This window comes from Nitrosomonas sp. (assembly GCF_022842015.1).
Lineage (GTDB): Bacteria > Pseudomonadota > Gammaproteobacteria > Burkholderiales > Nitrosomonadaceae > Nitrosomonas.
On sequence record NZ_JALHQJ010000040.1, the window covers coordinates 1 to 14,202 of the forward strand.

At 47.3% G+C, this 14,202-nt stretch carries 12 protein-coding genes; 9 read left to right on the forward strand and 3 right to left on the reverse strand.

The features are described from left to right. Positions 1–84 precede the first annotated feature (84 nt). Positions 85–3,483, forward strand: coding sequence for a mechanosensitive ion channel domain-containing protein (locus tag Q0C11_RS08885; RefSeq protein WP_293007196.1), 3,399 nt, complete (start codon positions 85–87; stop codon positions 3,481–3,483). Positions 3,484–3,589: 106 nt separating this feature from the next. Here the strand turns inward: Q0C11_RS08885 and Q0C11_RS08890 are convergent, their stop codons facing one another. After that, positions 3,590–4,939 (reverse strand): TolC family outer membrane protein, encoded by a 1,350-nt coding sequence (locus Q0C11_RS08890; RefSeq protein ID WP_293007197.1) that lies wholly within the window; start codon positions 4,937–4,939, stop codon positions 3,590–3,592. An 88-nt stretch (positions 4,940–5,027) separates the two neighbouring features. Then, positions 5,028–5,681, reverse strand: coding sequence for a protein-L-isoaspartate O-methyltransferase (locus Q0C11_RS08895; protein WP_293007198.1), 654 nt, complete (start codon positions 5,679–5,681; stop codon positions 5,028–5,030). A gap of 501 nt (positions 5,682–6,182) precedes the next feature. Here Q0C11_RS08895 and thiC point away from each other — a divergent pair. Further along, positions 6,183–8,078, forward strand: coding sequence for a phosphomethylpyrimidine synthase ThiC (gene thiC, locus Q0C11_RS08900; protein ID WP_293007199.1), 1,896 nt, complete (start codon positions 6,183–6,185; stop codon positions 8,076–8,078). Between the two features lie 43 nt (positions 8,079–8,121). Further along, positions 8,122–8,946 carry an undecaprenyl-diphosphate phosphatase gene (locus tag Q0C11_RS08905; protein ID WP_293007200.1) on the forward strand — a complete coding sequence of 275 codons (825 nt, stop codon included), beginning with the start codon at positions 8,122–8,124 and terminating at the stop codon, positions 8,944–8,946. A gap of 87 nt (positions 8,947–9,033) precedes the next feature. On the opposite strand, the gene Q0C11_RS08910 is transcribed toward Q0C11_RS08905, so the two are convergent. Then, positions 9,034–9,486, reverse strand: coding sequence for a rhodanese-like domain-containing protein (locus tag Q0C11_RS08910; RefSeq protein ID WP_293007201.1), 453 nt, complete (start codon positions 9,484–9,486; stop codon positions 9,034–9,036). Between the two features lie 106 nt (positions 9,487–9,592). On the opposite strand from Q0C11_RS08910, the gene Q0C11_RS08915 reads away from it, so the two are divergent. From Q0C11_RS08915 to Q0C11_RS08940, 6 genes are all read left to right on the forward strand, one after another. Beyond that, positions 9,593–10,324 carry a pseudouridine synthase gene (locus Q0C11_RS08915; RefSeq protein WP_293007202.1) on the forward strand — a complete coding sequence of 244 codons (732 nt, stop codon included), beginning with the start codon at positions 9,593–9,595 and terminating at the stop codon, positions 10,322–10,324. After that, the gene (locus tag Q0C11_RS08920; RefSeq protein WP_293007203.1) at positions 10,305–10,583 is read left to right on the forward strand and encodes a DUF2835 domain-containing protein; all 279 of its coding nucleotides are present in this window, start codon (positions 10,305–10,307) and stop codon (positions 10,581–10,583) included. The genes Q0C11_RS08915 and Q0C11_RS08920 overlap by 20 nt, the downstream gene beginning before the upstream one ends. A gap of 110 nt (positions 10,584–10,693) precedes the next feature. After that, positions 10,694–12,358 (forward strand): energy-dependent translational throttle protein EttA, encoded by a 1,665-nt coding sequence (gene ettA / locus Q0C11_RS08925; protein WP_293007204.1) that lies wholly within the window; start codon positions 10,694–10,696, stop codon positions 12,356–12,358. 55 nt (positions 12,359–12,413) lie between these two features. After that, positions 12,414–12,674 carry a DUF4160 domain-containing protein gene (locus Q0C11_RS08930; protein WP_293007205.1) on the forward strand — a complete coding sequence of 87 codons (261 nt, stop codon included), beginning with the start codon at positions 12,414–12,416 and terminating at the stop codon, positions 12,672–12,674. After that, positions 12,629–12,949 carry a DUF2442 domain-containing protein gene (locus Q0C11_RS08935; RefSeq protein WP_293007206.1) on the forward strand — a complete coding sequence of 107 codons (321 nt, stop codon included), beginning with the start codon at positions 12,629–12,631 and terminating at the stop codon, positions 12,947–12,949. Before Q0C11_RS08930 ends, Q0C11_RS08935 begins: the two co-directional genes overlap by 46 nt. 85 nt (positions 12,950–13,034) lie before the next feature. Then, entirely contained in the window at positions 13,035–14,201 is a 1,167-nt protein-coding gene (locus tag Q0C11_RS08940; RefSeq protein WP_293007207.1) for an ATP-binding protein, read from the forward strand. Position 14,202: the final 1 nt, after the last annotated feature.

Consider the following 14,202-nt stretch of genomic DNA (forward strand, 5'->3'; position numbering starts at 1 on the left):
ATTTACTGCAAAGCATGCTTCCATGTTCAACTTAATTTGTTTTTCCAGTAGATTGTTACTCTCCTATCACAACCGATTACATTTATGCTATTGAAATCCTTACTCAGTTTAAAACTGTTCTTTTTCATTTTCTTGTGTATTTTGTTTTCCGACAGTGTTTATTCAAAAACACTTTCATCGGCTATTAAAGTTATTGACGCCGCGCATACGGCTGTCGAGCGTAGCAAGATGGAAGAAACTCAACGACAAGCAGCAATTAATCATCTTGATGCAGCACGGGCTGACGAGCAGGAAGCCGAGGTATTGAAAGAGCGCCTGGCTGCAATGCGTGCTGAGACTGTAGATCAGCCGGCGCGAGTGGAGCGTTTGAATAAAGCATTGGCCACCAATCATGAGCAGGAGTTGCTCGAATGGTCCAAACGTATCCCGGCAGATGCTGATGGAGAAACACTAGAACAGATTTTGGAACAAGAGCGTACTATCATCACCGATCTGCGTGCGCAGATTGGTGCCGCTGGTACTGATCTGGCTCTGATCTTATCACGTCCGGCTCAAGCCGCTGATGAAATCGCTACATTACGCCGGCGCATCGAAGAATTATCAGCGCCGATTGTTGCTCAAAAAGATGAACCCGTCGTATTGTTTGAAGCGCGGCGCTTGCATCGCCTCAGCGAACAACATCGGTTGCAAACAACGTTGGACTTGCGCTTTGCCGAGCAGGATACGGCTACGCAACGCCAACGTTTACATGAGTTGTCGCTACGTGAACTGCGCTATCGGTTGGATTTACATGAAGAGCGTGTAAAGCACCTTCAGAAACGTATTGCCAGTCGTGGCCGGTATGAATTGGAATCACTAATTGAGCAATTGATTCAGCGTGAACAAGAGCTGGCAAATGGCAACGCCGTAGCGGCAGAAGCCGCTACGGCAAATCGCACAGTGGGTGAGGAGCTTATCCAACAAAACGAACAATTAGCACGCGATCGTGTTACTTTGGCCAGTATCGAACAAGCTCGCGAACACATCGCTGTAGCTTTACGTGATAGCCGTACCCGGCTTGATGTTGGTGGGTCCAGTGAACGTGTTGGTCGCTGGTTGTGGAGTGAGCGGCGTCAGCTGGAGTCTCCAACTCGCCTTGAATTACACTTGAAAATGATTCGAAATGATCTAGCTGATTTACGGCTAGAGCGAGTAATGTTAAGCGAACAGCAGAGGCGCTTACTGGATATTGATGCTGTCGCAAGTGCGTTGGTGGAGGCGCGCCCGGGAGCGGATGATGATGCGTATGTTGATGTAGTCGCTCAGAATTTATTGTTTCCCTTGTTGCGTAAACGTGCCGAACTGTTGGCACTGTTGGAGCCTTTGCTGCAACGGCGTATTTCGGCGCTGGAAAAGAGTGAGCAAGCGCTGCAGGAGCAAATCCAAAATGTCTTGCAGCTGCAGCAAATGCTGGATCGCCATTTGTTATGGATTCCCAGTCATGGTGTTATCAATAGTGATTGGCTGCAACGATTACCAGAAGGATTGTATGATTTGATCAAACCATCGCGTTTCATCACTACGATGGAATTAAGCATGCGTAACTTTGATCAACAGCCGCTTCCCTGGATAGGTAGTCTGCTGCTGCTATTGATTTTATTGGAATTAAGGCGTCGTGCGCCAGCGCGGGTCGAAGCTCTGGCAGTTGATACCAGTCGCATACGCCAAGATAGCTACACTGCTACGCTTAAAACATTGGGATGGACCCTGTTGGCTATTTTGCCTGGGCCCGTGATGTTAATTGTATGGGGTCAATTGCTACAAGGCATTGGTAATCCGGAGCGTTTTAGCCATTCCGTGGGTCAGGCCTGTATGTTAATGGCACTGCCGTTGTTGATCGTGCAGTTGCTTTATTGGACCAGTATGGAGCAAGGTCTTGGCCATGCACATTTTCGCTGGACTAAGCAACGCCGTGCCGCGTTGCGCCAGTCGATTCCGGGAATTGCTGTTGTGGCGTTACCGTTATATTTCATCGGCTCATTGGCTTTTATTCGCCAACTTGACTTGGCGATTGATGTTCAAGCACGCATGGCAATTGTGCTAAGTTGCGTAGTGCTAGCCTGGGCGCTTTGGCGTCTATTGGATGTGGGTCGACTTTGGGTCATTCGCGGCGGGACCGGCGAACCATCCACTTTACGCAAGCTATTGCGCGTGCTGCTTCCAATGTCACTATTGACCGTTGCAATTTTAGCGCTGACGGGTTATGTCTATACGGCGGGTATGATATTGCAGTCAATGCTGGCTAGTTTTAGTGTGATTGTGGTAGTTGCAATTGGAGTGGGGCTTCTTGCGCGCTGGTTTTTGCTCGGTGAGCGACGCCTGGCACTGCATCGATTGGATGAACGCCGCCTAGCGGCAGCTCAAGCTGCCGAAGAATCTGGTGAGGCGACGATACCCGAGCCGGAAGAAAATGTTACTTTGGAACAGGTCAATACCCAGACGCGTCGCCTGTTACGAGCGATTCGATTAACTTTACTCATAGTGGGCCTGGTCTGGGTGTGGGCGGGCATACTGCCAGCAATTACTCGCCTGGATGAGATTGCGCTGTGGCATGTCAGTGATGTGGGTGCCGATGGTGCCACAATCCAGCAATCAGTCACGTTGATAGCGGTGTTATTAGGTATTTTTATTCTTATCATGACCACGGTGGGTGCTAGAAACCTGCCGGGATTGATTGAAATTAGTTTGTTATCGCATATCCGTATCGATGCTGCTTCACGTTACGCCATTACCAGCGTGTTGCGTTACGCTATTGTAATCGGTGGCACCCTAGTGGGATTAAGTTATCTGGGCATGCGCTGGTCACAACTGCAATGGATGGCTGCAGCCTTGACGGTTGGACTTGGTTTCGGCCTACAGGAAATTTTTGCCAATTTTGTATCCGGTATCATTTTGCTGTTTGAACGGCCATTTCGGGTTGGTGATGTGATCACGGTCGATGGGTTTACCGGTAGGGTTACTCGTATTCGTACTCGTGCAACCACTGTACTTGATTTCGATAATAAAGAAGTCGTGATTCCCAATAAAACCTTTATCACCGGTCAACTTATCAACTGGACTTTGACCGATGCGACTACCCGTGTTGTCATCCAGGTAGGCGTTGCTTACGGAGCTGATGCTAAAAAAGTACGTGGATTGCTGTTGCAAGCCGCCAAAGAAGATGAACGCGTACTGGCGGAGCCGGAGCCCACATGTTGGTTTCTTGCTTTTGGCGCAAGCTCGCTTGATTTTGAGCTGCGGGTATTTGTTAACACCATAAGTCACAGGCTTGAAGTTCAGGATGCACTCAACTCACGCATCACGGCGTTATTTGCTGAACACAATATTGAGATTGCCTTCCCTCAGCTTGATCTGCACGTGCGTGATTTACCTTCCGATCTAGTCCGAAGCCAAACTCCCATCACTATAAAGAAAGAGGAAGTGAAATCAGATCAAGCGCTGTAGTAATCGCGGATCATATTCAAGAAACGCGCAGTAACTTGCTATCAGGGTTTTATAAGAAAAATAAAACTTAGCAGGAATCAGCTAAGCACTTTTGTAGGATTGCGAATCACTTGATGAGCATCGCGTTAATCTGTATTAGTGTATCCTCATCCAGTTCACCGGCTTCTGCGCTCAGACGTAATCTAGACATTAGATAACTATGATAGGCCCTGGCAAGGTCACGTTTAGCAGAATAAAATTGTTGTTGTGCATTTAGCACATCGACTTCGGTTCTGACGCCGACTTCTTGTCCCAGCACGGTTGAGTCCAGTTGGCTTTGACTGGAGATCAAAGCTTGCTTGAGTGCTTTAACTTGTGCAATGCCGTTGGTAACATTTAGAAATTGCTGGCGTGTTTGTAAGGCGGTATTGCGCCGGACGGTTTCCAAATCATGTAATGCCCGGTTTTGGTTCGCCAGTGCTTCACGGACACGGGATTGTACTGAAAATCCCTGAAACAGAGGTACGTTAAGCTGAACGCCAATGGACTTGGAAATCAGATCGATACCACGACCGGTAATTGCGCCACCGACACCCGTTTGATCACTGTACTGCGCAACGAGATCGACGGTGGGGTAATGCTGCGACCAGATTCGCTTTACTTCCTGACTGGCTATTTCATAGGCGGCTTGCTGGATTTTTAATGCGAAATTTTTTTCTTCGGCGGCATGAACCCATTCATCCATGCCGATGTAGGTTAATTTGTCCAGGTTCGATGCAATTTCCTTTGCGCTCATCAGGTTTTCAGGAAAACGGTCAATGATCCCCTGTAACGTACGTTTGCGGATTTCCAGTGCATTACGCGCAGCAATTTCCTGTGACGCGGTAAGGTCATAGCGTGCTTGCGCTTCGTTAGTATCCACGATGGTGGATACGCCGACTTCGAAATTACGCTTGGCTTGCTCGAGTTGTTTCAGAATGGCCGTTTTCTGTGCTTCGGCGACTTCAACGTCGATTTGCGCATCTAGTACGTCAAAATACGCTTGGGCGACACGCAAAATCAAATCTTGTCCTGCTACGATGAATTGAGCATCCGCTCTGCTGACTTCAGTTTTTGACTGCTGATAAATTACAATATTTTCCATCCGGAACAGCGGTTGCGTTGCTGCAATAGTTACACCACGGCTTTGAATGGTGACGGGTGCAGGGTTGATGTTGCTATTGGTTGTAGAACTAATTAAGCTTCCTGCGTCCACTTCCTGAACAGTGCGCGATCCTGTTAGCGTAATGGTGGGTAAAAAACCAGCTCTGCCTTGCACCAATTTTTCCTGCGTAGCCTGATAGGCTGCTCGAGCGGATCTATATTGCGAGTCCTGCGTCAAAGCTTCTTGATAAATACTCATCAAATCTGCGGCCTGCAGCGTGGAAAGCGATAGAGCGCCGATCAAGATAGTGAAAGTCAATAGCAAGAATTTCATGCGTTTTTCCGATATAAGCCCGGAGTTGATGAAAATTCAGCAATGGGTCGATCGTTGTGTTTGATAGCTGGCGTAATTGCGTTGATACTCAAAAGGTAAACCTTGATGGTTGTTGCGCATTGATAAACGGAACCGTGCTGGTTTCAAACAATGTGGTCGTGGTGAATTCACCGGGCTTCACACAAGTAATCAATAAGGCTTCCATGACCGGGTCTTCGCCGACAATCGCAAATAGCCGTCCACCCGGATTCAGGCTGTTTTTAAAGGCATCCGGTAACACCGGTGTGGATGCGGTTAACACGATCACATCATACGGCTCATGCTTAGACCAGCCACGCGCTGCATCGCCTAGTTCAAGCGTGACGTTGGTAATTGCATGTGTTTTAAGGTTGTTTTCAGCCATTGCTTTCAGTTCGGGAATGATCTCGACGCTATAGATATGTGCACCTCTGGCAGCCAGAAGCGCCGTCATGTAGCCGCTGCCGCTGCCGACTTCGAGAATTTTGTCTGTTTTCTGGATGTGTAGCTCTTGCAGAATACGTGCTTCCATTTTTGGCGTCAGCATGACTTGCCCAAAACCCAACGGAATTTCCATATCGACAAAAACCATCGCAAGGTTTTCCGCCGGCACGAATTCTTCGCGTTTTATTTTGTATAACAAATCCAGTACAGCATCATCCAATACATACCAAGTACGAATTTGCTGTGCAACCATATTAAATCGGGTTTGTTCAAGATCCATTTCTATCCCATATTCTTAAATTGATATTAGACTTGCAATTATTTCACATTTCCATTAGCTTCACAGCATCAGCTAGGGGTCCGTTTTCAGAATTAAGTTATCTGAAAGATTTGAGTGCCTTTAAAAATCCAAAATTTTAAATAAGACTGGCAGACTGTTGAAAAATGTTTTCAAAGCAGTCGATGCAAGGCAAAAACAGGCGAGAAAGCGCAGTTTATGCATAATAAATGAGCATTTTGTGCCTGTTTTTTAACGCCGCAACGGCAATGCAGTTAGTTTTTCAACAGTCTGCTAGGCCTGCGTAAAAAATGTTAGCGTCGCATATAGCTGATATGTGAGGAAACATTTTTTGCAAGTAACGACATATTGTAGCGAAGTTTGGATTTTTAAAGGCACTCAATTGGTGAGAGAGTCCCTTAACACCTGACGCGGATAATGCCGCCGTAGGGAAGCTGGGATTTATCCTCCCGCTCTTTATGGCATTTCTAAGGAGCAATTATTATGAGTATTACAGTTTTGAACCAAAAAAGTTTTTCTAGCGCAACAGCCCAAGTCGATCAAGCAGCTGTCAAACCGTTACCGAATTCACGCAAAATCTATGTGCAAGGCTCGCGACCCGATATTCAGGTGCCGATGCGGGAAATCCGCCAGAGCGACACGACCACCAGCGCAGGTGGAGAAAAAAATCCACCGATCTGGGTTTATGATACATCCGGCCCATATACCGATTCTGCGATAAAAATCGATATCCGCTCTGGATTGCCCGCGTTGCGGGAAAAGTGGATTGTCGAGCGCGATGACACCGAAATTCTTGCCAGTCATAACTCCGCGTATAGCCAGGCGCGATTGCAGGATCCCAAACTGGCGGATATGCGGTTTAATTTGCAGCGGCAGCCACGCCGTGCCAAGACAGGCTTAAATGTCACGCAAATGCATTATGCGCGCTGCGGCATCATTACACCGGAAATGGAATATATCGCCCTTCGCGAAAATCAACGTGTAGAAGCACTTAATGCACAACAGCATGAATTGCTGACGCATCAACATGCAGGGCAGGATTTTGGCGCATCTTTACCGAAAATGATCACAGCGGAATTTGTGCGCGATGAAGTGGCGCGCGGGCGCGCCATTATTCCGGCGAATATTAATCACCCTGAATCCGAGCCGATGATCATCGGACGTAATTTTCTGGTGAAAATCAACGCCAATATCGGCAATTCCGCATTGGGTTCAAGCATTCAGGAAGAAGTGGAAAAAATGACTTGGGCGATCCGCTGGGGCGGTGACACGGTGATGGATCTTTCCACCGGCAAGAATATTCACGAAACACGCGAATGGATCATTCGTAATAGTCCGGTGCCCATCGGCACGGTGCCAATCTATCAGGCGTTGGAAAAAGTCGACGGCAAAGCTGAAGAGCTGACTTGGGCAATTTTCCGTGACACGTTAATTGAGCAGGCTGAGCAGGGCGTTGATTACTTCACTATCCATGCCGGTGTGCGTTTGGCGTATGTGCCGATGACTGCAAAGCGTATGACGGGTATCGTATCGCGCGGCGGCTCGATCATGGCAAAATGGTGTCTGGCGCATCATGAAGAGAGTTTCTTGTACACGCATTTTGAAGAAATTTGCGAGATTATGAAAGCGTATGATGTCAGCTTCTCGCTGGGTGATGGGCTTCGTCCGGGTTCGATCTATGACGCCAACGACGAAGCGCAGTTCGCTGAATTGAGAACATTGGGGGAATTAACCAAGATTGCTTGGAAGCATGATGTGCAGACCATGATCGAAGGCCCAGGCCATGTACCGATGCATTTGATCAAGGAAAATATGGAGCTGCAGTTGAAGCATTGCGACGAAGCGCCTTTTTATACGCTCGGCCCGCTGACGACCGATATTGCTCCTGGATATGACCATATCACTTCCGCGATTGGCGCGGCGATGATCGGTTGGTATGGCACGGCGATGTTGTGCTATGTGACCCCGAAGGAACATTTGGGTCTGCCGGACAAGGACGATGTCAAGGATGGCATTATCACTTATAAAATTGCCGCACATGCCGCCGATCTGGCGAAAGGGCATCCTGGTGCGCAAATTCGAGATAACGCACTATCCAAGGCGCGCTTTGAATTCCGCTGGGAAGATCAGTTCAATCTTAGCCTCGATCCCGATAAAGCGCAGCAATTTCACGATGAGACCTTGCCGCAGGATGGCGCGAAAATAGCGCATTTCTGCTCGATGTGCGGCCCGCATTTTTGTTCTATGAAGATTACCCAGGATGTTCGCGAATATGCCGCAAGACAGGGCGTTGCCGAAGAACAAGCGTTAAAGCTGGGGATGGAACAAAAATCAGCCGAATTCAAGGAAAAAGGCGCGGAGATTTACACTAAACTGTAATTAAAGTGCTGCCGTCAGATTGATTAACTAGATAAACACGCCAATGGATTTCATTTTATTACTTAAAGCGCTGATCCTTGGCGTGGTAGAAGGACTGACCGAATTTCTGCCGATTTCTTCCACCGGCCACTTGATTCTGTTTGGCGATTTACTGGACTTTAATGATGAAAAAAGCAAAGTCTTTACCATTGCAATACAACTGGGCGCTATCCTGGCCGTGTGCTGGGAATACCGCAAGAAAATAGCAGAAATCGTGTTGGGAATCGGCTCAAACGCATCATCAAATCGGTTTGTGTTAAACCTGCTCATTGCATTCATGCCCGCAGCTATCCTGGGCCTGCTGTTTATTGATGTGATCAAGCAATATTTGTTTAATCCCGTATCGGTGGCTACGGCACTGGTCATCGGTGGTATCGTAATTTTATGGGCAGAGCGCAGGGATCATGTGATTGATGTCGAACAAGTCGATGACATGGATTGGAAGCATGCGCTGAAAGTTGGCATGGCGCAATGTCTGGCCCTGATTCCGGGGACATCGCGCTCGGGGGCGACCATCATTGGTGGACTGCTTTTCGGTTTGTCGCGCAAAGCCGCCGCCGAGTTTTCCTTTTTCCTCGCCATCCCCATCATGTTTGCCGCTACTTTTTATGATGTATACAAAAACCGCGCAATACTGGAACTGGATGACGTGAGCATGTTTGCGGTCGGTTTCATGGGAGCATTCTTCAGTGCATTAGTGGCGATTCGCGGGCTAATACGCTTTATCAGTAATCATGATTTCACCGTTTTTGCGTGGTATCGCATTGTGTTTGGCATCGTCATTTTGGTTACGGCGTATACGGGTGTGATCGGTTGGTCAGAGATGTAAGTTGGTAATTTACCTAATCAGTAATCAGGAAGACTGCTCGGAAGTTTGCTCCCGAGTAGTCGGTCTGAAGAAGGTCTTAATCCCTTTCTAACTCTGTACCCACGGCAACCCGGCTGCTTTCCAGCCTGAAAATTTCCCGCGTTGGCCGTTTTCATCCCTATCACCTTCAAAACCTTCGAGGACGTTATAGCAATCGGCAAAGCCACTCTGGCTGGCCATGATAGCAGCTTGATTCGAGCGCGAGCCACTACGGCATATGAATAGCACGGGTGATGTTTTATTGACTTTACTCGCGAGTCGCCCAAGAAAATCTGCGTTGGGTTGCATGCTGGGGTACGCACGCAATTCAATTTCTATTGCATTAGGGATGCGTCCGACCCAATCGAGTTCGGCATGGGTGCGCACATCGACCAATTGCGCATGCGCGGATGCTTGCAAAATTCGATAAGCCTCCATCGGGAGTAATGCGCCTTTGTAGGGAAGCTCCATTTCTTCGGCGCGTTGATGCGCTTTTTCCAGTATGGCTGCGGTAGTTTCCATAAAATGCTCCTGATCAGGTTATTAAAAATGATCGTTTGATTACCTTTATAATAGGGCAACGCCAATCTTCCATTCATTCTTTTTACTGCCAACATTATAACGCTACATGGAGAAAATCCGCTTATCAAAACTGATGTCCGAACAAGGACTATGCTCGCGCCGCGAAGCGGATCGCTATATTGAGCTGGGCTGGGTGTTTGTCGATGGGGAACAGATTTCCGAGCTGGGCACCAAAATTTATCCCACGCAGAAAATTAAACTCAACAAAGCCGCGCAAGCGCAGCAGACCAGTCTGGTTACAATCTTGCTGAACAAGCCCATCGGTTATGTGTCCGCGCAGCCGGAGTTGGGTTATCAACCCGCTGTTGTGCTGATCAAACCGGAAAACCAGTTTCGTAAGGATCAATTGACCAAACGTTTTCAACCAGTGCATTTGAGAAATCTGGCACCGGCTGGGCGACTCGATATTGATTCGCAGGGCTTGCTGGTGCTAACACAAGATGGCCGTATTGCGAAACAATTGATCGGCGAGAATTCTCGCATTGATAAAGAATATCTGGTGCGGGTTGAAGGTGCTTTGCCTCCGGCCAAGCTGGCGTTGCTGAATCACGGCTTGCGCCTGGATGGCCAAGCATTGAAACCGGCACAAGTGAGCTGGCAAAATCAGGATCAACTGCGGTTTATTTTGAATGAAGGTAAAAAACGCCAGATACGCCGCATGTGCGAGTTGGTCAATTTAAACGTGACCGGTTTGAAGCGCGTACGCATCGGTAAAATCAAGCTTGGCAATTTGCCCGATGGGCAATGGCGCTATCTGGATGATGGCGAGAGCTTTTGACGATGATTTCTTGGCATTGGTGAGGGAGTCTATGTATCAGCGGTTGCACGTTGTGCTCAAAATTCCCACTTATCAGCTTTTGTGTTACTACGAGGGTGAGGTGGATACGGTGGCGGCGAGAACCACCGATGGCCGCATTATTCATTTTCCGGCCAATGTTTTGCGCTCTGTGGTGAAGGATCATGGCGTATATGGCACGTTTGAATTGGTTTTTGATGAAAACTATAAATTTGTGTCGATCCGCCGCATTGGCGATTAACGGTAATCCCGTGTCCCCACTTTCAATGCTGAGGCGCGTGCGTTACACTCTTTCATGATTGTTTCAAGTATTCATAACCTTTTCTTTCATCAAATAAGATTATTTAACCTATGGCCCAATATGTAATGTCGATGCTCCGCGTGAGCAAAATGGTTCCACCCAAACGTCAGATCATCAAAGATATTTCACTTAGTTTTTTCCCTGGCGCAAAGATCGGTTTACTCGGACTGAACGGCTCCGGAAAGTCAACCGTGCTGCGTATTATGGCCGGTGCGGACAAGGAGTTTGACGGTGAGGTGCAGCGCCTGTCGGATATCCGCATAGGCTATCTGCCGCAGGAACCGGAGCTGAATCCTGAACATACCGTGCGCCAGGAGGTGGAAGAAGCGATGGGCGAAGTGATGCAGGCGCAGAAGAAACTGGACGAAGTGTACGCAGCTTACGCTGAAGAAGGCGCCGATTTTGATGCACTGGCGGAAGAACAGGCGCGCCTGGAGGCCATTATTGCCACAACCGGTAGCGACACGGCGAATCAGATGGAAATAGCCGCCGATGCGTTGCGTTTGCCACCGTGGGATGCGGCGGTTAAAAACTTGTCCGGTGGAGAAAAACGCCGCGTGGCGCTGTGCAAACTGCTGTTGGAAAAACCGGATATGCTGTTGCTGGACGAGCCGACCAATCACCTGGATGCGGAATCGGTCGAATGGCTGGAGCAATTTTTGGTGCGCTTTCCCGGCACGGTAGTGGCGGTGACGCATGACCGTTACTTTCTTGATAACGCCGCTGAATGGATATTGGAGCTCGACCGTGGTCACGGCATTCCGTGGAAAGGTAATTATTCCAGTTGGCTGGAGCAAAAAGAAGCCCGTCTGGAACAGGAAAACAAGCAGATTGATGCGCACATGAAGGCGATGAAACAGGAGCTGGAATGGGTGCGGCAAAATCCGAAAGGCCGTCAGGCCAAATCGAAAGCGCGTATTGCCCGCTTTGAAGAACTCAATTCGCAGGATTATCAAAAGCGCAACGAAACCCAGGAAATTTTCATTCCCGTGGGCGAACGCCTGGGCAATGAAGTCATTGAGTTTGACGGCGTATCGAAAGCCTACGGTGACCGTTTGCTGATCGACAATCTGAGCTTCAAAGTACCGCCAGGTGCGATCGTCGGCATTATCGGCCCGAACGGCGCGGGTAAATCGACTTTGTTCAAGCTGATTACCGGCAAGGAACAACCGGATTCCGGCGCAGTGAAAATCGGTCACACGGTCCAGATTGCGCATGTCGATCAGGCACGCGACTCGCTGGAAAACGACAAAACCGTATTCGACGCGATTTCCGGTGGCAACGATCTGCTAGTGGTGGGCAAATACACAACACCGGCGCGCGCCTACCTGGGGCGGTTTAACTTCAAGGGCGGCGATCAACAAAAAATCATCGGCCAGCTTTCCGGCGGTGAACGCGGTCGCCTGCATCTGGCGCAAACCTTGATCGCGGGTGGTAACGTGTTGTTACTCGATGAACCTTCCAACGATCTCGATGTGGAAACACTGCGCGCACTGGAAGACGCGCTGCTCGAGTTCGCTGGCTGCGTGCTGGTTATATCACATGATCGCTGGTTTCTCGACCGTATCGCCACGCACATCCTTGCCGCCGAAGGCGAATCGCAGTGGACTTTCTTCAACGGCAACTATCAGGAATATGAAGCCGATAAGAGAAGCCGTTTGGGCGAAGAAGGTGCGAAACCGAAGCGGATACGGTATAAGCCGATTAGTCGGTAATATTCGGGCCTGTTTCTATTCTTAGAAAGAATGATAAAAAAGAACGGAAAGCAATATGCCAACAATTAGCCAATTCTTTGGGATAGTGATCCAAATGTTTTGGCGGGAACATGGCCCACCGCATTTTCATGCACTATATGCGGAATATGAAGCATTGATTGACATTCGAACAATGGAAATCATTAAAGGTAGTCTACCGAAACGTGCACTTGCTCTGGTATTGGAATGGGCAGTACAGCATCGAGCTGAATTAATGGAGGATTGGAACCTATGTCAACAGAAACAATTACCCAAGAAAATTGCGCCGCTGGAATAACGGTATCGGCACCATGGCGTGTACGTACCGTTACTGTGCTGCCTAATTATTGTCTCTCTGTTACCTGTAACGATGGCACAACCGGTATTGTCGATATGTCGCGACTAATTTCCAGCGAACTGGCGGGTATATTTGCTGCACTGCAAGATAAAAAATTATTCAATCAGGTTCGCATAGAACTCGGCGCACTCACTTGGCCGAATGGCGCAGATTTTAATCCTGAGTGGATGCATGAAGAGATTGGGAAAAATAAAACGTGGTGTGTTCTGGGGTAAGTCTTGACAACTAGCAATCTATTTTATTTCTGTATCTCCATTCGAGCATTTACAGAAAATTTTAATTCAATCTGATAAGACAATAATGATTTCACTCAACTCAAATCTTACTCTAATAGAGATTGAAGATTTGTACTTAAAGCTACAAAGTGAAAAGCCCATTGATGTTCGTATACCAGGACACCTAAAACAAGGGGGAAGTTTTGGAATTACTGCTGCAATAATTCAATTTATTGCTACTTGGTCGCGTAGCAATAGAGAAAATAAATTATTGCCATATAATCAGATTTTTGGAGCTTCATCATATGTAAAACTATTACATCAACCGCATGGATTAACTGCATGCTATCTGGCCCCGAATTTAGTTGATTCTAAGGGTAACAATTTAAGAAAATCTGAAGTTCTAGCTCAAGCAATTCCATATATTGAGGCTATGCAAGCAAGCAAATTGCGAGAAACGATGAATGGACGCGGTGCAATTCTTGCTTGTTTTGCAGGCGCAAAAAATGAATTTTTATTACCACTATACGAACGCTCCTGTTTGGAAGGGTTGCGTGGAATTGGAGATTTTGAGCGACTAGCACAACAACTTATAAATTGTTGTGATCCATCTGCTCTTCGGCGCTTGCCAGAAACACATATCCAAACAATTGCCTTGCTTATTCGTGAGCTATTTGAAAATACCAATGATCATGCAACTATAGATGAATATGGTAAAGAATATTATTGGGAATATCCAAATGTAAGAAGCATTATTGCAAAATATATTACATTTAACCCGAATGATACAGGTTCAATAAAAGCACTAAGTGATGCACCCCATCATTTTTTCTATCAAAAGGCACTATTAGATTACACAGCTACTAGAATAATTGATTTTCTTGAAGTAACTGTTATTGACAGTGGCCCTGGTATAGCTAAGAGATGGTTAGCACATGTCAACTCAAACGAGAATGTTGAGAATATTTCAATTGATTCAGAAGAAAAATTAGTTAGAGAAGCATTTGAGCTTGGAAAAACGACTAAAAATATTAGCGGCACAGGAATTGGACTTGATACTGTAATAAAAAGCTTGGTTAAGCTAAAAGCTTTACTTCGATTAAGAACTGGCCGACTTTGTTTATTTCAAAGCTTTTCAGGTAATTCAAAACAAGTATTTGCACCAAGTCACTTGCATAAAGACAGAAAGGAATTACCAAAATTAGTTGGTACATCGTTTTCCATCCTCATTCCATTATCCAGTAAGAAGTAAT

What these genes read in the sequence shown, in the direction of transcription:
- Q0C11_RS08885 (WP_293007196.1), top strand. Translation starts at nt 85, where the DNA reads ATGCTATTGAAATCCTTACTCAGTTTAAAACTGTTCTTTTTCATTTTC.
- Q0C11_RS08890 (WP_293007197.1), bottom strand. Translation starts at nt 4,939, where the DNA reads ATGAAATTCTTGCTATTGACTTTCACTATCTTGATCGGCGCTCTATCG.
- Q0C11_RS08895 (WP_293007198.1), bottom strand. Translation starts at nt 5,681, where the DNA reads ATGGATCTTGAACAAACCCGATTTAATATGGTTGCACAGCAAATTCGT.
- thiC (WP_293007199.1), top strand. Translation starts at nt 6,183, where the DNA reads ATGAGTATTACAGTTTTGAACCAAAAAAGTTTTTCTAGCGCAACAGCC.
- Q0C11_RS08905 (WP_293007200.1), top strand. Translation starts at nt 8,122, where the DNA reads ATGGATTTCATTTTATTACTTAAAGCGCTGATCCTTGGCGTGGTAGAA.
- Q0C11_RS08910 (WP_293007201.1), bottom strand. Translation starts at nt 9,486, where the DNA reads ATGGAAACTACCGCAGCCATACTGGAAAAAGCGCATCAACGCGCCGAA.
- Q0C11_RS08915 (WP_293007202.1), top strand. Translation starts at nt 9,593, where the DNA reads ATGGAGAAAATCCGCTTATCAAAACTGATGTCCGAACAAGGACTATGC.
- Q0C11_RS08920 (WP_293007203.1), top strand. Translation starts at nt 10,305, where the DNA reads ATGATGGCGAGAGCTTTTGACGATGATTTCTTGGCATTGGTGAGGGAG.
- ettA (WP_293007204.1), top strand. Translation starts at nt 10,694, where the DNA reads ATGGCCCAATATGTAATGTCGATGCTCCGCGTGAGCAAAATGGTTCCA.
- Q0C11_RS08930 (WP_293007205.1), top strand. Translation starts at nt 12,414, where the DNA reads ATGCCAACAATTAGCCAATTCTTTGGGATAGTGATCCAAATGTTTTGG.
- Q0C11_RS08935 (WP_293007206.1), top strand. Translation starts at nt 12,629, where the DNA reads ATGTCAACAGAAACAATTACCCAAGAAAATTGCGCCGCTGGAATAACG.
- Q0C11_RS08940 (WP_293007207.1), top strand. Translation starts at nt 13,035, where the DNA reads ATGATTTCACTCAACTCAAATCTTACTCTAATAGAGATTGAAGATTTG.